Annotated in this window: 29 protein-coding genes; 13 read left to right on the top strand and 16 right to left on the bottom strand. The window is 64.9% G+C overall.

Annotated elements, in window-relative coordinates:
- Positions 1-21: 21 nt before the first annotated feature.
- Positions 22-513: a cyclic pyranopterin monophosphate synthase MoaC gene (gene moaC / locus Q8K49_RS02550; protein WP_305303962.1), complete on the top strand. Its 492-nt coding sequence runs from the start codon at positions 22-24 to the stop codon at positions 511-513.
- 25 nt (positions 514-538) lie between these two features.
- Here moaC and Q8K49_RS02545 read toward each other — a convergent pair whose 3' ends face one another.
- Complete coding sequence (locus tag Q8K49_RS02545) at positions 539-2314, bottom strand: PglL family O-oligosaccharyltransferase (protein WP_305303853.1); 1776 nt, start codon at positions 2312-2314, stop codon at positions 539-541.
- Positions 2315-2451: 137 nt separating this feature from the next.
- Here Q8K49_RS02545 and Q8K49_RS02540 point away from each other — a divergent pair, with 137 nt between their 5' ends.
- From Q8K49_RS02540 to Q8K49_RS02515, 6 genes are all read left to right on the top strand, one after another.
- A complete protein-coding gene (locus Q8K49_RS02540; protein ID WP_305303852.1) occupies positions 2452-2715 on the top strand; it encodes a type II toxin-antitoxin system Phd/YefM family antitoxin in 264 nt (87 codons plus the stop codon).
- Between the two features lie 2 nt (positions 2716-2717).
- Complete coding sequence (locus Q8K49_RS02535; RefSeq protein ID WP_305303851.1) at positions 2718-3122, top strand: type II toxin-antitoxin system VapC family toxin; 405 nt, start codon at positions 2718-2720, stop codon at positions 3120-3122.
- A gap of 153 nt (positions 3123-3275) precedes the next feature.
- Entirely contained in the window at positions 3276-3602 is a 327-nt protein-coding gene (locus Q8K49_RS02530; RefSeq protein WP_305303850.1) for a nucleotidyltransferase family protein, read from the top strand.
- The gene (locus Q8K49_RS02525; RefSeq protein WP_305303849.1) at positions 3574-3930 is read left to right on the top strand and encodes a DUF86 domain-containing protein; all 357 of its coding nucleotides are present in this window, start codon (positions 3574-3576) and stop codon (positions 3928-3930) included. Before Q8K49_RS02530 ends, Q8K49_RS02525 begins: the two co-directional genes overlap by 29 nt.
- Positions 3931-4113: 183 nt before the next feature.
- Positions 4114-4344, top strand: a complete 231-nt coding sequence (locus Q8K49_RS02520) for a DUF433 domain-containing protein (protein ID WP_305303848.1) — start codon at positions 4114-4116, stop codon at positions 4342-4344.
- Complete coding sequence (locus tag Q8K49_RS02515) at positions 4341-4688, top strand: DUF5615 family PIN-like protein (protein WP_305303847.1); 348 nt, start codon at positions 4341-4343, stop codon at positions 4686-4688. The genes Q8K49_RS02520 and Q8K49_RS02515 overlap by 4 nt, the downstream gene beginning before the upstream one ends.
- A 187-nt stretch (positions 4689-4875) precedes the next feature.
- Here the strand turns inward: Q8K49_RS02515 and Q8K49_RS02510 are convergent, their stop codons facing one another.
- Positions 4876-5343 (bottom strand): pilin, encoded by a 468-nt coding sequence (locus Q8K49_RS02510; RefSeq protein WP_305303846.1) that lies wholly within the window; start codon positions 5341-5343, stop codon positions 4876-4878.
- A gap of 282 nt (positions 5344-5625) precedes the next feature.
- Between Q8K49_RS02510 and Q8K49_RS02505 the strand changes: the two genes are divergently transcribed.
- Positions 5626-5892: a CopG family ribbon-helix-helix protein gene (locus Q8K49_RS02505; protein WP_305303845.1), complete on the top strand. Its 267-nt coding sequence runs from the start codon at positions 5626-5628 to the stop codon at positions 5890-5892.
- Positions 5880-6170 carry a type II toxin-antitoxin system RelE/ParE family toxin gene (locus Q8K49_RS02500; RefSeq protein WP_305303844.1) on the top strand — a complete coding sequence of 97 codons (291 nt, stop codon included), beginning with the start codon at positions 5880-5882 and terminating at the stop codon, positions 6168-6170. The genes Q8K49_RS02505 and Q8K49_RS02500 overlap by 13 nt, the downstream gene beginning before the upstream one ends.
- Positions 6171-6189: 19 nt before the next feature.
- Here the strand turns inward: Q8K49_RS02500 and Q8K49_RS14810 are convergent, their stop codons facing one another.
- From Q8K49_RS14810 to Q8K49_RS02470, 7 genes are all read right to left on the bottom strand, one after another.
- Positions 6190-6327: a toxin-antitoxin system HicB family antitoxin gene (locus Q8K49_RS14810; RefSeq protein ID WP_370867717.1), complete on the bottom strand. Its 138-nt coding sequence runs from the start codon at positions 6325-6327 to the stop codon at positions 6190-6192.
- A 24-nt stretch (positions 6328-6351) separates the two neighbouring features.
- Positions 6352-6645, bottom strand: a complete 294-nt coding sequence (locus Q8K49_RS02495) for a BrnA antitoxin family protein (RefSeq protein WP_305303843.1) — start codon at positions 6643-6645, stop codon at positions 6352-6354.
- Entirely contained in the window at positions 6608-6811 is a 204-nt protein-coding gene (locus tag Q8K49_RS02490) for a BrnT family toxin (RefSeq protein WP_305303961.1), read from the bottom strand. Before Q8K49_RS02490 ends, Q8K49_RS02495 begins: the two co-directional genes overlap by 38 nt.
- A gap of 104 nt (positions 6812-6915) precedes the next feature.
- A complete protein-coding gene (locus Q8K49_RS02485; protein ID WP_305303842.1) occupies positions 6916-7695 on the bottom strand; it encodes an MBL fold metallo-hydrolase in 780 nt (259 codons plus the stop codon).
- A gap of 236 nt (positions 7696-7931) precedes the next feature.
- Complete coding sequence (locus Q8K49_RS02480; protein WP_305303841.1) at positions 7932-8630, bottom strand: FHA domain-containing protein; 699 nt, start codon at positions 8628-8630, stop codon at positions 7932-7934.
- A 90-nt stretch (positions 8631-8720) separates the two neighbouring features.
- Complete coding sequence (locus Q8K49_RS02475) at positions 8721-9506, bottom strand: Stp1/IreP family PP2C-type Ser/Thr phosphatase (RefSeq protein WP_305303840.1); 786 nt, start codon at positions 9504-9506, stop codon at positions 8721-8723.
- Positions 9507-9624: 118 nt separating this feature from the next.
- On the bottom strand, positions 9625-10476 hold the full coding sequence (locus Q8K49_RS02470; protein ID WP_305303839.1) for a serine/threonine-protein kinase: 852 nt from the start codon (positions 10474-10476) through the stop codon (positions 9625-9627).
- Between the two features lie 83 nt (positions 10477-10559).
- Here Q8K49_RS02470 and Q8K49_RS02465 point away from each other — a divergent pair, with 83 nt between their 5' ends.
- Both Q8K49_RS02465 and Q8K49_RS02460 read left to right on the top strand, forming a co-directional pair.
- Positions 10560-12005 (top strand): SLC13 family permease, encoded by a 1446-nt coding sequence (locus tag Q8K49_RS02465; RefSeq protein WP_305303838.1) that lies wholly within the window; start codon positions 10560-10562, stop codon positions 12003-12005.
- 22 nt (positions 12006-12027) lie between these two features.
- Positions 12028-12471, top strand: a complete 444-nt coding sequence (locus Q8K49_RS02460; RefSeq protein ID WP_305303837.1) for a universal stress protein — start codon at positions 12028-12030, stop codon at positions 12469-12471.
- Between the two features lie 112 nt (positions 12472-12583).
- On the opposite strand, the gene sucD is transcribed toward Q8K49_RS02460, so the two are convergent.
- From sucD to Q8K49_RS02425, 7 genes are all read right to left on the bottom strand, one after another.
- Entirely contained in the window at positions 12584-13477 is an 894-nt protein-coding gene (gene sucD, locus Q8K49_RS02455) for a succinate--CoA ligase subunit alpha (RefSeq protein ID WP_305303836.1), read from the bottom strand.
- A 10-nt stretch (positions 13478-13487) separates the two neighbouring features.
- Complete coding sequence (gene sucC / locus Q8K49_RS02450) at positions 13488-14648, bottom strand: ADP-forming succinate--CoA ligase subunit beta (RefSeq protein ID WP_305303835.1); 1161 nt, start codon at positions 14646-14648, stop codon at positions 13488-13490.
- A gap of 130 nt (positions 14649-14778) precedes the next feature.
- Positions 14779-15246 (bottom strand): recombination regulator RecX, encoded by a 468-nt coding sequence (gene recX, locus Q8K49_RS02445; RefSeq protein ID WP_305303834.1) that lies wholly within the window; start codon positions 15244-15246, stop codon positions 14779-14781.
- A 35-nt stretch (positions 15247-15281) separates the two neighbouring features.
- The gene (recA, locus tag Q8K49_RS02440; protein WP_305303833.1) at positions 15282-16337 is read right to left on the bottom strand and encodes a recombinase RecA; all 1056 of its coding nucleotides are present in this window, start codon (positions 16335-16337) and stop codon (positions 15282-15284) included.
- A gap of 202 nt (positions 16338-16539) precedes the next feature.
- The gene (locus tag Q8K49_RS02435; protein WP_305303832.1) at positions 16540-19539 is read right to left on the bottom strand and encodes a type ISP restriction/modification enzyme; all 3000 of its coding nucleotides are present in this window, start codon (positions 19537-19539) and stop codon (positions 16540-16542) included.
- 101 nt (positions 19540-19640) lie between these two features.
- On the bottom strand, positions 19641-20711 hold the full coding sequence (gene cas1 / locus Q8K49_RS02430) for a CRISPR-associated endonuclease Cas1 (RefSeq protein WP_305303831.1): 1071 nt from the start codon (positions 20709-20711) through the stop codon (positions 19641-19643).
- A 162-nt stretch (positions 20712-20873) separates the two neighbouring features.
- Positions 20874-21689, bottom strand: a complete 816-nt coding sequence (locus Q8K49_RS02425; protein ID WP_305303830.1) for a hypothetical protein — start codon at positions 21687-21689, stop codon at positions 20874-20876.
- 254 nt (positions 21690-21943) lie between these two features.
- On the opposite strand from Q8K49_RS02425, the gene Q8K49_RS02420 reads away from it, so the two are divergent.
- Positions 21944-22522 (top strand): hypothetical protein, encoded by a 579-nt coding sequence (locus tag Q8K49_RS02420; RefSeq protein ID WP_305303829.1) that lies wholly within the window; start codon positions 21944-21946, stop codon positions 22520-22522.
- Positions 22522-22890, top strand: a complete 369-nt coding sequence (locus Q8K49_RS02415) for a hypothetical protein (RefSeq protein WP_305303828.1) — start codon at positions 22522-22524, stop codon at positions 22888-22890. Before Q8K49_RS02420 ends, Q8K49_RS02415 begins: the two co-directional genes overlap by 1 nt.
- Positions 22891-22894: the final 4 nt, after the last annotated feature.

Below are 22894 nucleotides of genomic sequence, written 5' to 3'. Positions count from 1 at the left end.
TTGCCGAACGTGAACCTGCCCATGCCGCCCACGCCCAACCCCTTGACCCACTTCGACGCCCAAGGCCAGGCGCACATGGTCGACGTCGCGGCCAAAGCCGAAACGCACCGCGTGGCGCGCGCCACCGGCCGCATCCGCATGCAGCCGGCCACGCTGGCGCTGATCGCCGGCGGCCAGGCCAAGAAGGGCGACGTGATCGGCATCGCGCGCATCGCCGCCATCCAGGGCGCCAAGCGCACGGCCGAGCTGGTGCCGCTATGCCACCCGCTGCCGCTCACCCGCGTGGCGGTGGAATTCGAGATCGACGCGGCGCTGAGCGAAGTGCGCTGCACGGTGCAGGCCGAGACCTTCGGCCGCACCGGCGTGGAGATGGAAGCGCTGACCGCCGTGCAGGTCGGGCTGCTCACCATCTACGACATGTGCAAGGCGGTGGACCGCGGCATGTGCATGACCGACATCCGCCTGCTTGAGAAGCGCGGCGGCAAGTCCGGGGAGTGGCACGCGGCGACCTGAGCCGCGGCCAGGGGTTCAGCGACGCTCAGCGCGGTTGCGGCAGATAGGCCTGCCAGCCGGGGGCCTTGACCGGTCGTTCGCACTGGAAAGGCTGCCCCAGGATTGCCGCACTGGCCGCACTGGCCGCACCGGCCGCGCTGGCGGCTTGCGGGCAGGGTTCGAAGAACTCCTTCGCGTCGGCGTTGCGGAACTCGCGCAGCCGCTCGGCCAGGTGGCGCGCGGCGTCGAGCTCACCGCGCTCGGCCAGCGAGCGCGCCCAGGCCATCATCAGCCGCGTATCCAGCAGGTAGTGCGCGGCGCGGTCGAAAGCATGGGCCGGGTCGCGCACGGGCACGCCGGAGGTGACCTCGGCGTAGTCGGCATGGTGGGCAAAGAACAGGCTGCGCTGGCCGGCGGCGATGCGCTGCTCCAGCGGCGCGTCCGACGTCGACGAGAAGATGGCCGCCACGCGGGTGTAGTCCGCGACGGCCAGCGCGGCCCCCACCACGACGGCCAGCGCGGCCAGCCGCAGCCCGGGCGCCGCGCGCGGCGACGCGCCCGGTTCGCCCGGTTTGCCCCCGAGCACCGCCGGGGCGTGCAGGGCGAAACCGAAGGCCCAGGCCGCCGGCAGCAGGAAATAGCTGTACCACAGCGGGTACTCGAGCAGGCTGTGCAGGCCGATCATCAGCACCATCATCAACGCCGAGCGCAGCGCCGTGCCTTCGCTGCCCTCGGTCGCCCAGGCCTGGCGCGCGGCGCGCCACAGCGCCCACAGCAGCAGGGCCATCACCAGGCTGGCCAGGGGCAGGCCGAGTTCCACCGCCAGCTGCAGCGGCAGGTTGTGCGTGTGGTCGAAGAAAGCCACCGCGCGGTGCGGGAACGGCGTCAGCGTCCAGGCCAGGTTGAAGTCGCCGAAGCCGACGCCGGCCCAGGGGTGCATGCGGATCAAGGCCCAGGTATCGCGCCAGATCGCGAAGCGCGAGCTGGAGATGTCGCCTTCAGCCAGCCGCTGGCTGCCGCCGAAAGCATGTTGCGACAGCGCCGCCCATTGCGCCATGGCGAGCCAAGACAGCGCATAGATCACCGGTGCAGCCAGCAGCAGCCCGCGCGCGGGCCTGGACAGGCGGCGGTCGAACAGGCCCCACAGCGCCAGCAGCAGCACGCTGACGAGGCCCGTGCGCGAAGCCGTCAATACCACCGCGAAGACCAACGCGGCCAGGGCCAGCGCGGCGGCACGGCGGCCCAGTCGGCCGAGTTCGAGCAGCGCCACGACCGCTATGCACGACCACAGCAGCAGGCTGCTCAGATGGTTGGGCTGGCGCAGGTTGCCCACGGCGCGGCCGGGGTAGCCGGAGTGGGCGATCCAGTTGCCGTCGGGCCACTCGGGCAGGAACACCTGCACCCCGGCCACGCCGACATTGAGCAGCCCGGCCACCAGCCAGGCCCAGCAGAAGGCCGCGAAGAGGTCGTGCCTGGCATCGCGCAAGCGCACACCGGCGCCGCCGGCGGCCAGCACCGCGGCTGCGGCCAGCGAACCGATCGCCGAAAGCGCCAGGCTCGCCGGCAAGGCCCCAGGGCCCCAGGACCAGGCTGCGCCCATTGCCACCAGGGCCAATGCTGCATACAAGGGCGCCGCGCCGCGCACGGACAGCCCCGGTGCGCACACCCACACCCACGCGCCCCACAGGCCCAGCGCGAGGGCCTGGTTGAGGAAGGTCGGCGAAGGCGAGACGTTGTAGGCCAGCAGCGAAGGCAGCGCGGCGGCGGTGATGGCCAGGGCGAGCGCGGTGCGGTGGACGGGTGTGAAAGGGTGCGGGGACACGGGCAGGACGGGTTGCCGGGCACGGCCCGGGCAGGCGGGCGGGCCCGTGGGCAGGGGCGCAGATGCTATCAAGAACAAGGAAGCGGCGAGGGGGGGTGCGCTACACTTGGTTAACCATGACAAAGGCGCGATCAACCATGAAGGAATTTGCGATTTACGAAGCCAAGACCCGGCTCTCGGAGTTGCTCTCCGAAGTGGAGCGCGGCGAGCAGTTCGTCATCACTCGGCGCGGCATTCCGGTGGCCCGGCTGGTTGGCGCGGCACCACAAGCCACCCGTCGTTCGCAGTCCAGCGCACAGCGGCAGAGCGTGGCCGCGGCCTTGGACGATCTGGCGCGGCTGCGTCGCGGCACGGTGCTCGACATCCCTTTGCGACAGGCCATCGAAAAAGGGCGGGACTGATCTTGCCCTTCGTCATCGACAACTCCGTGGTCTCGGGCTTCTATCTCGAGAATCAGGCGACGCCCTACACGGCCGCCATTGCCGAGCGGCTACTCGATGACCGCGCCGTGGCGCCGGCCCTATGGGAGCTGGAGCTGACGAACGTCTTGCGCACCGCCTGCCTGCGCCGGCGCATGACCGCGCAGCTGGCGCAGCAAGTACTGGCACGCATCGCGCAGTTGCCGGTCGAAGTGGACCGATACGCCGTGCCCCGCAGCGAGCTGCTGGCACTCGCGTTGCGCTTCGGCCTCAGCAGTTACGACGCGTCGTACCTGGAACTGGCGCTGAGAAGGCAACTCCCCCTGGCGACCCAGGACGAGGCCATGCGCGAGGCCGCAATGGCCGCTGGTGTCGGCTGCGTCGAGTAAGGCTCCACCTCCAGGCGGGCGCCCCCTGCCGGGCGCACCCAGCGACAAAGCGGCCCGAGGGCCGCTTTGCTGTTGGTTTGGGGCGGGAGTGAAGGAGGGGCACGCGGCAAGACCTGACCCCCTCTGCGAGCCCAGAGCCCATAATGAACCGCCATGCTCGTCGATCTCGAAGTCCATCGCGACGATGTCAGCCGGCTTTGCCGGCTGCACGGCGTGACGAGCCTGGATGTATTCGGATCAGCGACCGGCGATGCCTTCGACCCGGCCCGCAGCGATATCGACTTCATCGTCGATTTCGGCCCGCAGGCGCAGCCCCGATTGTTCGAGCACTACTTCGCGCTGAAGCTGGCCCTGGAGGTGCTCTTTGGGCGGCAAGTCGATTTGGTTATGGCCGGCGCGATGACCAACCCGTATTTCATCGAGTCGGCCCAGAGAACGCGCCGACCTGTCTATGCATCCCCGCTCCCCCAAGCTGCTTGACGACATTCGGGATGCCGCGCAGTTCATCCGCGAAGTGACGGCAGGGCGCAGCCTGGATCAGTATCGTTCTGACCGCTTGCTGCGCCAGGCGGTGGAGCGCAGCTTCGAGGTCATCGGCGAAGCCGCGAAGCGGCTTGCGCACCATGACCCCGGCACGGCCGCGCTGATCGGCTCGTACCCGCAGATCATCGCCTTTCGCAACGTCCTGATTCACGGCGACGACCTTGTGGATCACGCCCTGGTCTGGAACGCGGTCGAGCCACAACTGCCAGCGTTGCTGCAGGCCATAGAGCCCCTGCTGAGCGACCCACCAAAGCCCCGGTCGTAGACGCTACCGAAGGCCTGGCGTCGGCGGCTGCGGGCGACGCTGCAATGGCGGGCGCCGGGCGTTCCCCGACGCAACGGGCGTGGGAAACAGGCAGGACCTGAGCCTTTTGCGCTTGATGTGAGGCGTCGTGGGCCGCGATAATCCGTGCAGCCGCGTCTTCGGCAGCCAGCGTCTGCGAAAGCCATGACCACCTCCCCTCGCATCACGATCGACACCGCGATCTGTCACGGCAAGCCTTGTGTTCGGGGTCTGCGCTACCCGGTCGAAAGCGTTCTCGAGTGGCTGGCCGGCGGCATGACCATGGAGGACATCCTCGCCGACTATCCCGATCTGGAGCGCGAGGACATCCTCGCCGTGCTCGACTTTGCGGCCAAGCTGTCGCACACCAAGCGTATTGACCGCCTGGCGGCGTGAAGTTCCTCATCGACGCGCAACTGCCGCGCCGCATGTGCGCTTGGCTGGGGCCGCACGACGCCGTTCACACGGCGGGTCTGCCGCTCGGCAACCGGACATCCGACGCGGAGCTGATTGAGCGCGCGGACCTCGAAGACCGGATCCTGGTGACCAAGGACGACGACTTCGTGCAGGCTCGTCTTCTGCGCGGGAGGCCGCGGCGCCTGTGGCTTGTCACCACGGGAAATATCAGCAACGACGCCCTGGAGGTCGTGGTCCGTGCCGCCTTGGCGCAAGTCGAGTCGGCCTTCGCTGAGGCCGCGTTCATCGAACTCGGGCGTGACCATTTGACCATCCGGGATTGAGGCCGTCACCAATCGGTTTGCAGGGGCGCGCCCGGCAACGCACACACGATGGAACCCCGCAGCTCGCGTTGCGCGCCCCCTGCCCGGTACCCCCAGCGAAAAAGCGGCCCGAAGGCCGCTTTGCTGTTTTGGGAAGGGGCGAAGGGGGTGGGCAACAGGCAAGACCTGGCCCCGTCTCCGGAAGACCTTATTTGCAAGAGCCGGGCAGGTACTTGGCAGGCATAGTCCCCGCAGCGCACACGAAGGTACCGACCTGGGTCGGAATCGCCGCCGTCGTCAACGCGACAGGCGGATTGGCGCTAGTCGCCGGGGTCAGGGTAACCGTCTTGCCATCGATCGCGTTGTCGCCGAACCCTTGGGAAGTTACGGTGATCACGCCGTTTGCATCGGTTTCGACCTTGGCAACATACTTCGTCGACGAGCTGTTCTCGCCGCAACCCCAGCCGTTTGCGCCTGGTGCCGCGCCCGCAGAAGCTGTCTGGTAGGTCTCCGCGATCGTGGTCCGGCACTGACTGGCCGCCAACACCACTTCAGACATCTTGGCCTTGATCGTGTAGTCCTTGTACGCCGGCAGCGCCACCGCCGCCAGGATGCCGATGATCGCCACGACGATCATCAGTTCGATCAGGGTGAAACCTTGTTGAACACGCTTCATTGAAAACTCCTGGGGCAGGGTGGGGGGAGAGACACCCCCTCGAATGCAGGGGCCGTGCCAGGCCGGAACTGGCCGGATACCGAGACATTTGCCACACCGAGTGACGATTTCGGTCAACTCTCAAACCCTGCACCGGCCGCCAGGCGCCGCAGCTGACGCAAAACGTCACCACGATGGGTCTTGCCGGGTCGAGTGAAGACCTCGAAGTTCTGTTAAGGTGATACTCATAAATACTTGGTGCTAATTTTCATGACCACGACAAGCGTGCCCACGGCCCACCCTGTGGCGATCAAGCTGGAGCCGGACATCAAAGAGCGCGTCAAGCGCCTGGCGCTCGCCCGCAAGCGCAGCCCGCATTGGCTGATGCGTGAAGGTATTCGCCAGTACGTCGAGCGCGAGGAAAAACGCGAGGCCCTCCGGCAAGACGCATTCAAGGCCTGGAGCGACTACCAGGCCACCGGCCTGCATGTCACGCAAGACGAGGCTGAAGACTGGCTCGCCAAGTTGGAAGCAGGCAAGGACGAGGAGCCGCCTGAATGCCACGTCTGATCTGGGCGCCGGCTGCCCTGCGCGACGTACACAGGCTCCACGGATTTCTGGCCCAGAAGAACGCTGACGCCGCCAGGCGCGCGGTGAAAGCCATTCGCGATGGCGTGAAGGTCATCGCGCAGCAGCCCGGGATCGGCCGGCCGGTAGAGGACATGGAACCCGAATACCGTGAGTGGTTGATCGACTTTGGCGACAGCGGCTATCTGGCCTTGTACCGCTGCGTCGGCAGCACGACGGTCGTCCTGTCCGTGCGTCACCAACGCGAAGCGGGTTACTGAGCGCGCTGGCCGGTTCGGGTCAAGCTCCCACCTCGCTGGCCAGCACACCCGTCAAGAACTGATTCAGGCTCACGCCCTCTTGCGCCGCACGCCGCGCCAGCCGCGCATGCAGGCTGCGGGGCACGCGAACCAGGAACTTGCCGCAGTAATTCGTCACTCTGCCCGGCTCAGCGGGATGAGCTCAGGTTTCGCTTTTCACCCTTGGGACCGGCGTCTGGGCCAGACGCTCGGCCATCCGGGTCTGCCAGCCAGGACCTGTGGCACGCCAACGGGCCAGGACCTCAGCGGGCAGGCGCAATGAAATCAGTTGCCTCGGGTTGGGCAAACGAGGGCGGCCCCCCTTCTTCACCACGGCGCGGGCGAGCATATCGTCGGTGAGTTCGGGAAGTTCCTTGTACTCAGCGGGCTTGACGACATGCGCATCGACGCGCGCCAGGTCAGAGCCCAAAGTACGGCGCGAGGCGAGTTTGCTCACGGTCATTGGCCTTTCGCATGCTGAAGATTTGGCGTACCGGACCCCGTTGCGTGTACCCAATGACTACGAGGCGCTTTTCCAGGGTACCGAAGCAAATGATCCGCCGTTCACCGTAGTCCTTGCGCGCATCCTCGACCTCGACGGTCTCGCCTTCGAACACGACCACAGCGTCGTCAAAGTCGAGGCCGCGATCCCTCAACGTTCGTTCCCGTTTGGCTGGGTCGTACGAGATGCGCACCCGATAATTGTATCTACAACATCCAGCGGCAGTCAGTCGACCAAGGTCATTCGCTGCCCTGTGGCCAGCGCGCGGATGCGGTGGGGGCTGGCGTGGGCCCCGATCTCCGCCATCACCGCATCCACCTCGCCGGGCTTGATGTGGGTGATGAAGACCTCGGCGGGCGTGGCCAGTTGCGACAGTTCGCGCTGCAGTTGCGCCGGGCACAGGTGCTGGCTGCGTTCGGCCAGGGCAAGCTCGTCGTTGCGGAAGGCCGTCTCGATGACCAGCGTGCCCACGGGCAGGCTGCGCAGGCGCTGCCACAGGGCGGGGTTGGGCCCCGTGTCGCCGGTGAAGACCCAGGCGCCTTGCGCACCCAGCACCGCGTAGCCCACCGCCGGGACGGTGTGGCAGGCCGGCAGCACCTCCGCGCGCCGCGCGCCCAGCGACAGCACTTCCCCGACTTCGACGGCCTCGAAGCGCAGCACCGGGTGCGCGGGGTCGGGCAGCCGGGTGAAGTCGGGCCAGATCACGCCGTTGAAGATGTGCAGCCGCAGCGCGGCAATGGTGGCGGCCAGCGCATGCACCACGACGGGCGGTCTTGCCGCGGCCTGGCGGCGCCGGGCGACGCTGTCGGCGAGCAGGCCGATGGCCAGCACGTGGTCGAGGTGCGAGTGCGTGACCAGGATGTGGTCGATGCGCGCCAGCTCGTCCAGCGTGAGGTCACCGACGCCGGTGCCGGCATCGATGAGCACGTGGTCGTCGAGCAGGAACGAAGTGGTTCGGCTGCCGGCGGCAATCGATCCCGAACAACCGAGGACACGGATCTGCATGAGGCGGTGCGAGCGGGGGCCACCGATGAGGCGGACAAGGGGGTCGATGCTGACCGCCCGCCCTCGCCCGCGCAAGGCAAGGAGCCGCAATTGCGGGCCTTGCTTCCGAGGCAAATGGCCTCCCCGTGAACCCCGTCACGGCCGCAGACCGAAGGGTCTTTCGCGCCAAGTTGAGCGGCGCGCAGCGCCCGCTCGAACGCGGCGAGATAGAACGGCGCGCCGCAGGCGTGTCCGGTCTATCGGAAGATGAATTGCATCTGGGTGCCGGCGAGTTCGATCACGTCGCCATTGCGCAGCGGCACCGAGTCGCCCACCAGCGGCACGCCGTTGATGCTGGGCCGGGTGGCGCCTTCGACGTGGGCGAAGGCGTAGCCGTTGGGCCGCCGCGTGATCGAGGCCACCTGCACGCCCGGCTTGCCGACCGTGGTGACGACCTTGGTCAGCGTCACCTCGCGCCCCGCCGCGGCGCCATTGAGCACCTTGATGGACGCCGGGTGGGCCGGTGGCGCCACCGCGGCGCCGATGCCGCCGTAGTTGGCCGTGCCGACATGCGCCGCCGCGCCCCCCGCGTGCGCCGGGGTGTCTGCGCCCAGCGGCGGCAGGCCGATTCCCGGCCGCATGACCAGGGTCTTTTCGTACTCGCCCGAATCGTCGACCAGGTACTTGATCTTGTACTTGCCGATTTCGACGGTGTCGTTGTGCGTGAGCAGCTGCTTCTTGATCGCCTTGCCGTTGATGTAGGTGCCGTTGGTGCTGTTGAGGTCTTCGATGAAGACGTCGGCGCCCACCATCTGCAGCACGGCGTGCTCGCCGCTGACGGCGAGGTTGTCGATCACGATGTCGTTGTAGGGACGGCGGCCGAGGGTGGTCTTGTCCTTGGTGATCTGGACTTCCTTGATGACCACACCGTCGAGCGAAACTACCAGCTTGCCCATGCCTGCCCTCGTTTCAATTCGCTGCCAGCCGCAACGGGTATGGCGCCTCTTGGCGCCGTTGTTCTGCGGTGGGCGGCCGCGCGGCCGCTGTCAACGCCGGAACGGCCACCATGACCGCGCCGGTGCGCTCGCGCCGCCGGAGGCGCGCACCAGAATCACGGAGATATTATCCCTTCCTCCCGCATCGTTGGCCGCTGCGATGAGTTCGTGACTGCTGGTTTCCAGCGAGTCGTTGGCCAACAACAGCTGCGCGATGCCGGTGTCGTCGAGCATGTCGGACAGCCCGTCCGAGCACATCAGGAAGGTGTCGCCGGGCAGGACTTCGTGCTGGTGGGTCTCCAGCAGCACGGTGTCTTCGACACCCACCGCGCGGGTGACGAGGTTCTTGTTGGCCGAGAAGGCCGCCTGCTCGGGCGTGATGAGGCCGGCGTCGATCTGCTCCTGCAGCAGCGAGTGGTCGCGCGTGATCTGCTGCAGCCGCCCGCTGCGCAACCGGTAGCAGCGCGAATCGCCCACATGGCCCAGCAGGAGGTGGTCGCCGCGGAAGACGGCCACCACCAGCGTGGTGCCCATGCCGGCGTACTGGGGGTTGGAATTGGCGGCGTTGAAGATGGCGCGGTTGGCGTTGTCCACGCAAATGTCCATGGCCCGGCGGACCTCTGCGTCGCTGGCCTGGCTGCTGGCCTCGCGCAACCAACGGCCGAGTTCGGTGCGGATAAAACTGGTGGCCATATTGCTGGCCACTTCGCCGGCGTTGTAGCCGCCCATTCCGTCGGCCAGCACGGCCAGGGAAACGCCGTCGTCGGTGGCCACCGAGTCTTCGTTGTTGCTGCGCGCCATGCCACGGTCCACCGCGGCATGGATCTCGATCGTCATGGGCACAGGGGCGGTCACCGGCGGGGCAGTTTTAGAAACGGTGGGCGATTGTGCAACGGATCGCGGGTGCTGCCGACGTGTGGGAAACCACATCGGCGTGACATCGAGCAGGCGCCCTTCAGGGCCTTTGCGCGTCGGGCCATTGCGCCAGCACGGCCGCCAGCGCCGAGGCCGCGGCCTCGGCGCCGGCCGGCCTGTCGTGCGGGCGCTTGACCAGCAAGCGCGCGACCACTTCTGCCAGCGGCGCCGGCAGTTCGGGGCGCAGTTCCCGCAGGTCGGGCGGGGAATCGATGGCGACCTGGCGCAGCAGCTCACCCATGGAGGCCGACTCGTGCGGGCGCCGACCCGCGAGAAGCTCGAACAGCACGACGCCCAGTGAGTACAGATCGCTGGCGGCATCGCCCACCGCGCCGGCCAGCAACTCGGGCGCGGTGTAGGCGGGCGTGCCCAGCATCAACCCGGTCTTGGTCGGGCAGCCGTCGAGCAGCCTGGCGGTGCCGAAATCGGTGAGTTTCACGCTATCGGTGGCCAGATCGACGAGCACGTTGGAGGGTTTGATATCGCGGTGCACCACACCCAAGGCGTGGGCGTGGGCGAGGGCCCGCGCCACGCGGATGCAAATGCCTATGGCCAGCGCGGGCGGCAAGAGCAGCCTGGGCTGCACATAGCGCTCCAGCGAGTGCCCAGGCACCAACTCCATGGCCAGCCACAACGAGCCCGCGGTTTCGCCGGCGGCATGAATCGCCACGATGTCCGGGTGCCGCAGGCGGCGCGCGATCTGCGCCTCCTGCAGGAAGCGCGAGCGCAACTCGGCGGGCTGGCCGCCGGCTGCCGAGGCGCCTGACAGCACCTTGAGCGCCACCCACAGGCCGCTGCGCTGATCCTGCGCCAGATGGACCGTGGCGCTGGCTCCCTGACCGAGGACGCGCTGGAGGCGGTAGTTGCCGAGCATTGCGTCCGCAGCGGTCATTTCTCAATCTCCAGGCGGGCCACGAATGCGCGTACGGCAAACCTTAGCATGCGGCCTCACCCCCCGGCTGAGGTGACGCGCCGTTGGATCCCACCGGGGCGGCATCCGCAAAACTGCGTAGCGGACTCGTTGTCGGGCCAGGACAAAATGTTTTCGCGCTGCCGGCGCGAGCGCTCCGCAGCGCGGAGCAAGGAAAACAAAGAAGGGGATGCATGGACACCATGGCATGGCTGACGATTGCGGTGTTCGCAATCACGATCATCGTTGTCATCACCAACGTGGTGGACAGTACGGTGGCCGCGCTGATCGGCGTGAGCATCATGATCTGGATCGGCGTCATGACCGACGTCGACGCCTTCGGGCTGGTCGACTGGAACGTGATGGCGATCCTGGTCAGCGTCTGGATCATCGCCTCGTATTTCGGCAAGACCGGCGTGCCGAGTTGGCTTTCCGTGCAGGCGTTGCGCCTGTCGGGTGGCCGGCCCGGCCTGCTGGTGATGATCCTGTCGGTGTTGTCGGGGGTGATCTCGATGTTCGTCGACAACGTGGTCGTGATCCTGATGATGGCGCCGGTGGCGCTGCCACTGGCCCGCGCACTCAAGCTGCCGGTGACGCCGCTGGTGCTGATGATCGGCTTCGCCGCCAACTTCATGGGCTCGGCCATGTTGCTGGGCGACCTGCCGCCGCAGATGCTGCACAGCGTGGCGGGCGCCGAGTTCATGGACTTCTTCTGGCAGCACGGGCGGCCGTCGTCGTTTCCGATCCTCATGGTGACCTTCGTGATCACCCTCGCGGCCATGTATGCCTACGGCTTTCGCGGCTACGGGCGCCAGGTGGTGGACATTGAGCGCATAGGCATAGAGACCCGCATCCCGAACAAGCTATTCGCCACCATCGTGGTCGGCTGGTTCCTGCTCACCGTGCTGGGCATGGCCATGCGCCAGACGCTGGGCGTCAAGCTGGGTTTCATCGCCATGACCGGTGCCGTGACGCTGGTGCTGCTGCTGGAGTTGCTGGGTGACCGCGTCAAGGCGCCCGACTTCGAAGAGATCCTTGCCGAGCTCGACTGGCGCGCGATCTTCTTCTACGTGGCCCTGTTCGCGCTCGTCGGCGGGCTGGAGCGCATGCACCTGCTGGATCTGCTGGCGGACAAGCTGCGGCCGATCTTCACCGAGAGCTATGCGCTGGGGGCCACGTTGATGTACTGGCTGACGGTGCCCATCGTCGGCATCGTGGAGCACGACGCCTACATCCTGACCTTCCTGCGCACCATCAAGGACCTGCAGGCCGATGGCGTGGAACCCTGGCCGCTGTGGTGGATGCTGCTGTGGTCTGGCACTCTGGGCAGCAACCTCACGGTGGCCGGCGCACCGGCGCTGTATGCCGCGCTCAACATCTGCCAGCGCGAAGAAAACCGCAAGGTTTCGCTGCGCGAATTCTTGTCCTGGAGCGTGCCTTTCACCCTGGTTGCGGCGGCCGTGTGCTACGTGCTCGGCATGCTCATCTGGGTCCTGCCCTTTGTGAAGTGACGCCTAGACACTGGAGTTGGCCATGTACAAACACATCCTGATCCCGACCGACGGTTCCAAGTTCTCCGCGCACGCGGTGGCCCATGGGGTCGAACTGGCCAAGGTCGTCGGCGCCAAGGTGACGGGCCTGTTCGTCGCTCCGGCACCCACACCGCTGGTCTTCGAAGGCCTGCTGCCGGTGGACTATATGCAGCCCGACGAGCACGCGGCACTCACGGCGCGCGCCGCGGCGCGCCACCTGGGCGCCATCGAGCAGGCTGCCCAGCAGGCCGGCGTGGCCTTCGAGGGCGTGACGGTCACGGGCGAGTACCCGGCCGAGGCGATCGTGAAGCTGGCCGCAAGCCACAAGTGCGACCTCATCGTGATGGCCTCGCACGGCCGGCACGGGTTGACCAGCCTGCTGCTGGGCAGCGAGACCCAGAAGGTGCTGACGGACGCCAAGGTCCCGGTGCTCGTCTGCCGGTAGGCGGCGGCACGGCGGTTGCCGCCCCGGGCGCCGGCCGGCTCGGCGACACCGGCCCGCTGAAAAAGGGCAGGGCCGCCCTGAGCGGCCCTGCCACGGCGAATCCCGACGGAGCCTAGAGCAACGCCTTGAGCAGGCGGCCCATCTCCGAAGGATTGCGCGTGACGGTGAAGCCGCACTCCTCAAGGATGGCGAGCTTGGCGTCGGCGGTGTCGGCGCCCCCGCTGATGAGCGCACCGGCGTGCCCCATGCGCTTGCCGGCTGGCGCGGTGACCCCGGCGATGAAGCCGACGATGGGCTTCTTCATATGCGCCTTGCACCAGCGCGCGGCCTCGGCCTCGTCGGAGCCGCCGATCTCGCCGATCATGATCACGGCGTCGGTGTCGGGGTCGTCGTTGAACAGCTGCATGATGTCGATGTGCTTGAGCCCGTTGATCGGGTCACCGCCGATGCCCACGGCCGAGCTCTGGCCGAGGCCGATCTCGGTGAGCTGGGCCACCGCTTCGTAGGTCAGCGTGCCGGAGCGGCTGACCACGCCGATGCGGCCCTTCTTGTGGATGTGGCCCGGCATGATGCCGATCTTGATCTCCTCGGGCGTGATCAGGCCGGGGCAGTTGGGGCCCAGCAGCAGCGTCTTCTTGCCCCCGGCGGCTTCCCGGACCCGCATCTTGTTGCGCACCATCAGCATGTCCTTCACGGGGATGCCTTCGGTGATGCAGATGACGAGATCGAGTTCGGCTTGCACCGCCTCCCAGATGGCGTCGGCGGCGCCCGCGGGCGGAACGTAGACCACGCTCACGGTGGCGCCGGTGGCGGCCTTGGCGTCGGCCACGCTGGCGTGGATGGGAATGCCCAGGAGCGTCTCGCCGGCCTTCTTCGGGTTCACGCCGGCCACGAAGCAGTTCTTGCCGTTGGCATAGGCCTGGCAGCCCATGGTGTGGTACTGCCCGGTCTTGCCCGTCATGCCCTGGGTGATGACCTTGGTGTCCTTGTTGATCAGGATGCTCATGCTCTCGTCCTCACTTCACGGCCGCGACGATCTTCGTCGCGGCGTCGGCCATCGTGTCGGCACTGATGATCGGCAGGCCCGACTCGGCCAGGATCTTCTTTCCCAGGTCCTCGTTGGTGCCCTTCATGCGCACCACCAGCGGCACCGAGAGATTCACCGCCTTGCACGCGGCGACGATGCCCTCGGCGATGGTGTCGCACTTCATGATGCCGCCGAAGATATTGACCAGGATGCCCTTCACGTTCTCGTTGGCGAGCATGATCTTGAAGGCCTCGGTGACCTTCTCGGCGGTGGCGCCGCCGCCCACGTCCAGGAAGTTCGCCGGCGCGCCGCCGAAGAGCTTGATGGTGTCCATGGTGGCCATGGCCAGCCCGGCGCCGTTGACCAGGCAGCCGATATTGCCGTCCAGGCTGATGTAGCTGAGGTCGAACTTGCTGGCCTCGACTTCGGCCGGGTCCTCTTCGTCGAGGTCGCGGTAGTCCACGATATCGGGGTGGCGGTACAGCGCGTTGCTGTCGAAGTTGAACTTCGCGTCCAGCGCCTTGATGTGGCCGTTGCCTTCGAGGATCAAGGGGTTGATCTCGGCCAGGCTGGCGTCGGTGTCCATGTAGCAGGCGTAGAGCTTCTTCAGCACGTCCACGGCCTGCGCTTGGCTGGCCGCGGGCACGCCAATGCCGGTGGCCAGCTCCAGCGCCTGGGCGTCGGTCAGCCCGACCAGCGGATCGACGAAGACCTTGAGGATCTTCTCGGGCGTCTTGCGCGCGACTTCCTCGATGTCCATGCCGCCTTCGGAGCTGGCCATCATGGCCACCTTCTGCGTGGCGCGGTCGGTGAGCGCCGCCAGGTAGTACTCCTTCTGGATGTCGGCGCCTTCTTCGACGAGCAGGCGGCGCACCTTCTGGCCCGCCGGGCCGGTCTGGTGCGTCTTGAGCTGCATGCCCAGGATCTGCGTGGCGAGCTGTTCGACCTCGGCAAGCGAGCGGGCCACCTTGACGCCACCGCCCTTGCCGCGGCCGCCGGCGTGGATCTGCGCCTTGACCACCCAGACGGCGCCGCCGAGCTTTTGCGCCGCCTCCTGGGCCTCGCGCACGGTGAAGGCCGGGTAGCCGCGTGGCACCGGCACGCCATGGGCGCGCAGCAGCTCCTTGGCCTGGTATTCGTGGATTTTCATCGGAGGTTCCTCGCTGGACAGCGTTCTCGGTCTGGTGTGGGTAGGCTCAAGCGCGGGCGAATTTAGCATGCTGCTGCGCAGCAGAAACTGACCCACCGCAAACCGCAGTGCCCTGCGCCGACCGGCAGGTTCAGTCGTCTTCAGCACCCCGCACGATGCGGCGGATGACCTCGCCCTCGAAACCGCGGCCGGCCAGGAAGCGCATCTGCCGGGCGCGCTCAGTGGCGTCGGCCGGTGGCGTACCGAAGCGGCGACGCCAGACCTCGCGCGCGCGCTCGAGCTCGGTGCCGCGGGCTTGCTGCAGGGTGCGGGCCACGAGCTCGGCGTCCAGGCCCTTGGCTAGCAGCGTCTGCTTCAGCCGCCGCACGCCGTAGCGCGCGCCCTGGCCGGCAAGCACCGACTCGGCGACCCGCGCTTCGCTGAGCAGGCCCTTGGCGGCGAGTTCGTCCAGCGCCGCGGCGATCTGCGCCTGGGCGCTGGCCGTGGGCGAGTCTTCGACATGGCGCGCCAGCTTGCGCTCGAGTTCGCTGCGCGAATGCTCACGCTGCGCCAGGTAGCGCAGCGCCCGGCCCTTCACCGAAAGCGCGCCGAAACCCATGCCCGGCCCGCTGGCCGCCTGCCGCGCGGCCGCCCTTACGCGGCCGCAGCCTCGCCGCCGAGCAGCGGAATGCCCATCGACTGGCGGACCTTGTTCTCGATCTCGCGCGAGATCTCGGGGTTCTCGCGCAGGAACTCGCGCGCGTTGTCCTTGCCCTGGCCGATCTTCTCGCCGTTGTAGGCGTACCAGGCGCCGCTCTTGTCGAGGATGTGGGCGGCCACTCCCATGTCGATGATCTCGCCCTCGCGGCTGATGCCTTCGCCGTAGAGGATGTCGAACTCGGCCGTCTTGAAGGGCGGCGCGACCTTGTTCTTCACGACCTTGACCTTGGTCTCGCTGCCGATGACTTCTTCGCCCTTCTTGATGCTGCCGGTGCGGCGGATGTCCAGCCGCACCGAGGCGTAGAACTTCAGCGCGTTGCCGCCGGTGGTGGTTTCGGGGTTGCCGAACATCACGCCGATCTTCATGCGGATCTGGTTGATGAAGATGACCATGGTGTTGCTCTTCTTGATGCCGCCGGTGAGCTTGCGCAGCGCCTGGCTCATGAGCCGGGCCTGCAGGCCGGGCAGGCTGTCGCCCATCTCGCCCTCGATCTCGGCCCGGGGCGTCAGCGCCGCGACGGAGTCGATAACCACGATGTCCACGGCGCCGGAACGCACCAGGGTGTCCACGATTTCCAGCGCCTGTTCGCCCGTGTCGGGTTGCGACACCAGCAGGTCGTCGAGGTTGACGCCCAGCTTCTGGGCGTAACCGGGATCGAGCGCGTGTTCGGCGTCGACGAAGGCGGCGGTGCCGCCGGCCTTCTGGATCTCGGCCACCGTATGCAGGGCCAGGGTCGTCTTGCCCGAGCTTTCCGGCCCGAACACCTCGATCACCCGGCCGCGCGGCAGGCCGCCGATACCCAGCGCCATGTCCAGACCCAGCGAGCCGGTCGAGACCGAGGCGATCTCCTGGACCACCCCGCCCTTGCCCAGCTTCATCACCGAGCCCTTGCCGAAGGCGCGGTCGATCTGGGCGATCGCCGCCTCGAGCGCGCGCTGCTTGTCGCCGTCGTCCTTGCCCACCAATTTCAGATTCGCCTGAGCTGCCACCTTGCCACTCTCCCTTGCCATGATTCCCATCTGGTTCCGGGAGAGACCCGCCTGGACCCGCTCCCTGTTGAGGTGCAGTTAGTACACGGTTTGTTCTGGTTGCCAATATGTTCTTTTCGCGGGAACGCCTGCGAAGGGATAGAGCTACCGGCCCGATGAGCCGCACTCTGGGCACTAGGTCTGAGCTCCGTCTGCCGGTCGCTCAGAGAGGGAGTTTAATCTCGCCCATGATCCGGTTTGTCTCAGCCAGTATCTTTATGATCTTCTGATATTGGCCGATTTCGTCCCATGACAGGCTCCGGCGACGCCGGTCTTTCAGCCATTTCTGAGCTGGCTGATAGCCGCCGATAAAGAAGCTCCAAGCGGCGGCGGGTACGCCCCCGAAATATTGGGTCGGATTAACATACACGCGACCCTCAACGAATGTTGGATAGGTCGGCAAAACCACGTCATCCCCCTCGCCCTCGTAGGGATAGGGCGTATCGCCGATGGCTTCTGCGTTCATGAGATGCAGTCGGCGTAGTGCCTCCCCCATCTTAGAAATGCGCAGGAATATCTCTGGAGAGGATGGGTAAGGGATATGTGGGTAGGCGATGCTGAGAGCTTGCCGGTAGCGCAAACGGTATGCCGGGTCATGCAGGACGCCATAGATGTAATCGAACACGGCCTCCGGCTGCGGTTCTTCACCGAGAATGCCCTTAAGCTTGCGAACCAGTTTTGCATCCAAGTTGGTCCGACGCTCTTCGAAACTACTCTCTTCGAACAGCCAGAGAGGAAAGTTCATCGCGTTGGAGCCACTGGTTCCCGATAGAAAAATGGCTTCGGACGGGTGAGTCGTCACGAACGAATGGGCAAACTCAAGATCGTTGAAGGCCTTGGAGGCTAGGAGGCCGATATTCGATTTTACTTGGTAGTGGCCCATAACGTCCGATCGGTCGCGTTCGAGTTTCTCCGCGTCATCCAAGATGAACGATTTCTCAAACGGCCGATAAGAGACCGGTTTTATCGAAGCATCGTCGCCGTGAAGCTCCCGGAGAGCCGCCTCGCTGCCTGCGATGAACGTTTTGTCGCCTCCCGTAACGATACCATTCGAGTGGATTGGCAGTGCGTGTTCGATCGAGAATCCACGGTGGAACTCACGGTCCACGACATAGTCCCACGGAAGCAGCATGTAGTGCGGAGCCTCGGGAATGATCTCCGACCATTTCGGGCCCGTTAAGCTCAGCGAGAAGAGTTCTGCACCCTTCTCAGCTCGGGTACCCCAGAGGTCCCCGTGCTGAACGCTCGCCAATTCGTCGCTCTTCTTGGCACCCCGAGCGCATATAATGATTGAAACGCCCGGCTTGATGTCAAAGACGTTCTTATCCGCGCCCCCACCCGGAACGTGTTCTTTTCTGTTTGAGCTGCCGTGAAGATCAAGCACCCAAATTTTGTCGAACGAATTAAGAAGGTGCCACCGCATTCCTCGAAACGTCGGGTTATTGAGGAAGCCGTGATTAGAGATGAACCCTAAGACGCCTCCGGACGCGTTCTTAGCGATCAAGTCCTCCGACATACGGATGAACTTCACATAGTCATCATTGAGCCATTTCGAATTCCGCTCATCGAGAGGGTGCTTGCCGCCCGGCTCCTTCTTGTACACCTCCATCAGTTTCGTGATGTGATCGCCCTTGTTAGCGCTTTCTCCGGAATAGGGTGGGTTCCCCATGATGCACATGATGGGCGACTGTCTCTTAACCTCACTGGCTCCCCGAGCCTCTTCGGCCAACGGCTGAAAGAACAGGTCCCGGACATCCCGCTCCGCAGGCTCCAGCGCGTTCGTCAGCCAGACGGAAAGACGCGGTGGCTTAGCGCTGGGCTTGTACCCGCTCTCGGTCAGCTGCATGTCCAGCTTCATGTGGCACATGGCGTAGCTGGCCATCAGCAGCTCAAAACCATGAAGCCGTGGCAGCAGGTCTTGCTCTACGTAGCCCGACCATTTGCCGGGCGCACGGGACTTGACCCGATCTGAGATCAACTGAACGGCTTTGGCGAGGAAGGTGCCAGTGCCGGTCGCGGGGTCCAGAATCTGGACTTTGTGGACTTGGCGCTTTTCGGTTACCGCCTTGCCCGTCTTGGCGTGGTTCTGGCCAGTGTCCCAGTCCACCGTGACCTTAGACGTATCGGCCAAGCCATCGGACAGGTGAAACTCGGTTTTCAGAACCTCGTCCACGGCACGGGTGATGAAGTCGACCACCGGCTCCGGGGTATACCAGACACCACGGCTCTTACGCTTCTTAGGATTATAGGCCGCCAAGAAGTTTTCGTAGAAGTGAATGAAGGGATCATTCCGGGCCGTGAACTTGCCGAAGTCGCGGAACAAAGAATGCGGATCGCTGGCTCGCATCACTTCAACCAGGTCGTCAACGATGTAGGTCAACCGCTTCGGCAGGGCCGGGCCGGCGACATACTCGAACAAGCCCTTCAAGAACGGATTTGACGCTGGGAGCTTCTCCATCGCCTCTTGGCGGCTGAAGGTTGAGAGGTCGTCATCGTGGAAGCGGGCAGCGAACATGCCGTAGGTGATCGTCTCGGCGTAGATGTCGGCAAACTCGCCCGGCTCCAAGTTCGGGAGCAGATTGGATTTGAAGCTTTTGAACTGGCCGCCGAGGCCCGAGCGAAATTCGGGGTCTTCAAGTAAAGCCAGCGCAATTTCATCTTTGATGATCGCCGCCTTGGCCGCCATCATCGCCGCCAGCTTGGAGGCGGAACGGATGCTGATGGGCTTCTGCTCGGCGAAAAGCTTGAGCTGGCGTTCTAGTTCATCAAACTTTTCCGGGATGGGCTGAAGACCCATCAGGAAGTCGGCAATCGAGACGAAATGGACTGGTTCACCGTCGCGGATGAACTCGAAATCCACTCCGTTGGTGTAGATTAAGTTCGGGTAAGCCGCCTCGTAACGCTTACGCTGGTCAACAGAATAGCCCTTTAGCTTGATGACATCCTTGTCGATGTCCTTCGCTTCGGCCCAGCCGATCGGCACGCCATCCCGCTGAAACATGAAGTCGGGCATACCGCCCTCCGATTGTTTCGGCTCGTTGATGACCGTGAGAGACGGGTCAATGCTCTGAAACAAGTCGTTGAGCGCGGGGCGATAGCTATGCTCGGTGGCCTGACCGCTTTTGAACTGGGCTATTACCCGTTCGAGATATTCAGGAATCAACGATTGGCCCTCCGATAGAGAGCACGCTAGCCCTTCCGCGATCCCTCTGCCACCACGCGGGCGACCCAATCCCGACGTAAATGTCAGCGCCGGGCGATGGCTTACTCGCCGGCGACTACATGGCAAACGCGCCGCGCCAACTGCGGAGAGAGCCGGCAGACGCCGTCCGCCCGGATTGCGAAATCCGCCCCCATGAACACTGACGACAGCATGAACTTGAGCACCTTCGCGTCGATGCCGGCGCGGCGGGGTTCGATCATGTCAAACACGAAAGCGAGCGCGGCAGCTTCCTTTCGATCATGGTGCATGATCCCCCGGCGCGGATCGTAGCCTTCGGCGACCAGTTCGATCTGGACCTGACTGTAAAGCAGTCCATAGGCGTAGTTCAGCACCGCGTTCAGCGGGTGTTTAGCGTTCCGGTTGGACAGGGACCGGCTTCCCCCGATGGAGTTGCGGCCATTGATCGTCAGCCATGCATCGGGAATCGGATGGCGACGACGGGACCGCCATTCCAACTGCAATCCCTGCCAAGATGCGAAGTACGCCCCTGCCGCCACCGCTTCGATCATGCGCAGTTCGTCGATGCTGGCCACCGAACCGCCGCCGACCTTCCCGAGCGCTGCTTCGATCCGGGTGATCGCCGGCGCAGCGGCCTTGGCGGGGATGGCGAGGCGCAGGGTTTCGAGGCTGCTTTCCAGTTTTCGTCCGATCAGATCGCATGAGAATGCCAACCGCTTTTCCGGGTCGTCGCGGGTTTCGATCTGCCATCGGACCTTGTCAGGACACATTGCGAAGCCCGCTCCGCCGATCACGCTGGCCACGTCGCCTTGATAGTTCACGCGGACAAGAGGCAGGCCTTGTTCCGACAACCAGCTCACCACGTCGAATGAAAGCGAGCCGCTGCCGTCCAACATGATGATCCGGGGTGGCAGATCGCGAGCCCCTTTGAAGAGGCGAAGTTCCCGGCGTTCCTGTGGCCAATGCGTGAAGCCGTCGCGAATCAGAAGCGTCCCTTTGTCGATCTTCAGGGAGACGCCATGACCACACAGGATCAGCGGTTCGCGGGCTCGCTCATGCTTCCCACGAGGTCGTCGAGGGCGATCGTTTCGTGCGCTCCAATACTCATTGCGAGCAGCCCAAGCGACATCGTCTTGCCCGCTGATTTCCGCCACTGATCCCACGGTCGAAACTCGCGCTTAGCGAACTCGTGGCTCGCCAATTCTCCTAGCAAATTTCGACGGCAAACGGAATCCGAACTCATGCCTAACGGCCCAGAAAAGGGTCGGCTAAAAGCTCAATGAGCTGCCGCGTGGAAGGGTCTAAATCGCACGCGCTCAGATGGCTGTGTCAGGTCCGCGTGATCCAAGCTCAACGTCATCGCCTTCCATCATTTGAAGACGTTTCAGTATGAAATTCAGGCGGCGGGTGGGATCAAGGTTGTGCCGCGTGTCGTCCGCGATTTGATACAACAGCTGAAGCAAGTCGCTGATCAGCCGTTGGTTTCCAGTTCTCCGATTGGCCATGGCAAACGCGACCACGAACAAAATCGAAGCTGGTCTGGAGGCGCCCAACAAATGGGCGAATGGCGCGAGCCGGCTCGTCAGCCGCAACTGCTCCCACAGAATCTGTCGGGCTAGAACCAGATCACCTTGTGAGCACCTGCCAACGTAGTCATGGGCCGTGTCGCTCAAGTGCCCCGGACGCCAAACGGCAGATAGCGAAACGCCAACCTCTTCGGGGGTGATGCCGTGCCCCATAAGTGGTTTGACCAACGCCTGAAAAATTCGGCCGGTCTCGGAGGAGCTTTCCTCATCGAACCCAAGCTTCAGGAAATCCCGATAGAGCTCCGGCGAAATGCCCAAGTGCTGCGTCTCGATGAGCTCGTCTAGGAGCAACGAGAACGGACTATTCTTGGCTCCGGATGGCGCTTTCTCAAAGGTCGTAGAGCCGTCGGATCGTATGTATCCGCTATCAGCCAGATACCGCGATTGTCGCCGAACTCGCTTCAGTTCCCGCTGCAATGACCTGCGCAGAACGTCGAGCGAGACATCGTCGCCGGCAAGCCAAAACAGTATCCACCAAGCCGGGATGCGGTCGATGCCGCGCTGCTTGTACCAGCAAATCCGCAGCGCTCGGCGATAGGCCTGCATCGGCCAATGGCGTTCCGGCGAAAGCCCGCGCCCCCGACCTCGGGGGTGAGCGGGTCCGGGAATTAAGCCCTTCTCCCGCCAGTTGGTGAACTGCCGTTCTGACAGGCTCACCCCGTAACGCGCCAGCGCGCGAGCTTGGAGCCGGGGAAAGAAATCCCTGAACAACATTTCGGAGTTTATGTCTCCCATTGTTTTGGCGTGAGTTAACAGCGCGCCTGCCTAATTCGGTCTGCCTCGTCTCCAAGGAGAGTCAGGTGCCGAAAACCAGAAAACAGCGGGACTACCGGGCGGAGTATCAGCGCCGGATTTCACGGGCCTTGGCGACAGGCAAGAGCAGGTCAGCGGCACGCGGCCACCCCCGCGCCGCTGACCTGCCCAAGCCGGAACCCAGTTCGATCGATCGGACCGCTGCGGTGGAGCGTGCCCTCGGTCACATGCGGCGGGGCCTATCGCAATCCGCAGCTGCCAAGGTGTCCGGTGTTTCCGTCGAAGCGCTCCGACGCCATCGCCTCTTGCATACCCAATCGCTGCGAGAGGGGCGGCGATGGGTGATCTTCGATCTGCGACCGCAGTCGTTCTGGATCGCCTCGCAAGGCAAGGTAGTCGCCGTCACCCTGACGAATGACGAGGGCAGCCTGCTCAGCTCCTATTGGCGAGCGGTCAATCGCTTCCTCGAAACCAACGATGACGAACACCTTTTCCCGTTCGAAGGGGACGGGCTCTATGACGTGAAGGGGCGCTATCACCCCTACGAGACGCGCCCAAACGTGCTGCGGAAAATGGAAGCGGTCGATGATCTGAATTTCATCGAAATCTACGCGGACGTGCAGTGATGACCGAGAGCGAGTCCTATCGCCGCCGTCTCGCGGTTCGCCATCGAAGCCTGCGGCGGCTTGGCGTCCCAAACGTCCGCTGCATCTGTGGCGAAACCGACCCGATGTGTTTCGAGGCTGACCACATCTATCGACGCGATTTGGACGATGCGTGCTGGGGCATCTGCGTAAACTGCCATCGTAAACGCAGTGCGCGGGCGGAGTCCGAGCATCCGAAGGTCGGCTTTTCGCCCGGCGATCCATTGGAGCGCCAAGGTCATCTGCTGCTAGGTGTGCGCGACTATCTCACCTTCATAGCGGGCCATTTGGACACGTCGGCCGAACTCATGTTCAGGCTTGCGGCCAAGACCGGATCGTCGGACGATTGATGCC

Origin of the sequence: Brevundimonas sp., assembly GCF_030682035.1 — a bacterium.
Classification (GTDB): Bacteria; Pseudomonadota; Alphaproteobacteria; order Caulobacterales; family Caulobacteraceae; genus Brevundimonas.
This window is presented reverse-complemented; position numbering and strand designations above follow the sequence as displayed.

Coding starts and splice junctions, on each gene's coding strand:
- moaC (WP_305303962.1), top strand. CDS start 22: ATGCCGCCCACGCCCAACCCCTTGACCCACTTCGACGCCCAAGGCCAG.
- Q8K49_RS02540 (WP_305303852.1), top strand. CDS start 2,452: ATGAAGGAATTTGCGATTTACGAAGCCAAGACCCGGCTCTCGGAGTTG.
- Q8K49_RS02530 (WP_305303850.1), top strand. CDS start 3,276: ATGCTCGTCGATCTCGAAGTCCATCGCGACGATGTCAGCCGGCTTTGC.
- Q8K49_RS02525 (WP_305303849.1), top strand. CDS start 3,574: ATGCATCCCCGCTCCCCCAAGCTGCTTGACGACATTCGGGATGCCGCG.
- Q8K49_RS02520 (WP_305303848.1), top strand. CDS start 4,114: ATGACCACCTCCCCTCGCATCACGATCGACACCGCGATCTGTCACGGC.
- Q8K49_RS02510 (WP_305303846.1), bottom strand. CDS start 5,343: ATGAAGCGTGTTCAACAAGGTTTCACCCTGATCGAACTGATGATCGTC.
- Q8K49_RS02500 (WP_305303844.1), top strand. CDS start 5,880: ATGCCACGTCTGATCTGGGCGCCGGCTGCCCTGCGCGACGTACACAGG.
- Q8K49_RS02485 (WP_305303842.1), bottom strand. CDS start 7,695: ATGCAGATCCGTGTCCTCGGTTGTTCGGGATCGATTGCCGCCGGCAGC.
- Q8K49_RS02480 (WP_305303841.1), bottom strand. CDS start 8,630: ATGGGCAAGCTGGTAGTTTCGCTCGACGGTGTGGTCATCAAGGAAGTC.
- Q8K49_RS02475 (WP_305303840.1), bottom strand. CDS start 9,506: ATGACGATCGAGATCCATGCCGCGGTGGACCGTGGCATGGCGCGCAGC.
- Q8K49_RS02470 (WP_305303839.1), bottom strand. CDS start 10,476: ATGACCGCTGCGGACGCAATGCTCGGCAACTACCGCCTCCAGCGCGTC.
- Q8K49_RS02460 (WP_305303837.1), top strand. CDS start 12,028: ATGTACAAACACATCCTGATCCCGACCGACGGTTCCAAGTTCTCCGCG.
- sucD (WP_305303836.1), bottom strand. CDS start 13,477: ATGAGCATCCTGATCAACAAGGACACCAAGGTCATCACCCAGGGCATG.
- sucC (WP_305303835.1), bottom strand. CDS start 14,648: ATGAAAATCCACGAATACCAGGCCAAGGAGCTGCTGCGCGCCCATGGC.
- recX (WP_305303834.1), bottom strand. CDS start 15,246: ATGGGTTTCGGCGCGCTTTCGGTGAAGGGCCGGGCGCTGCGCTACCTG.
- Q8K49_RS02425 (WP_305303830.1), bottom strand. CDS start 21,689: ATGCAGGCCTATCGCCGAGCGCTGCGGATTTGCTGGTACAAGCAGCGC.
- Q8K49_RS02415 (WP_305303828.1), top strand. CDS start 22,522: ATGACCGAGAGCGAGTCCTATCGCCGCCGTCTCGCGGTTCGCCATCGA.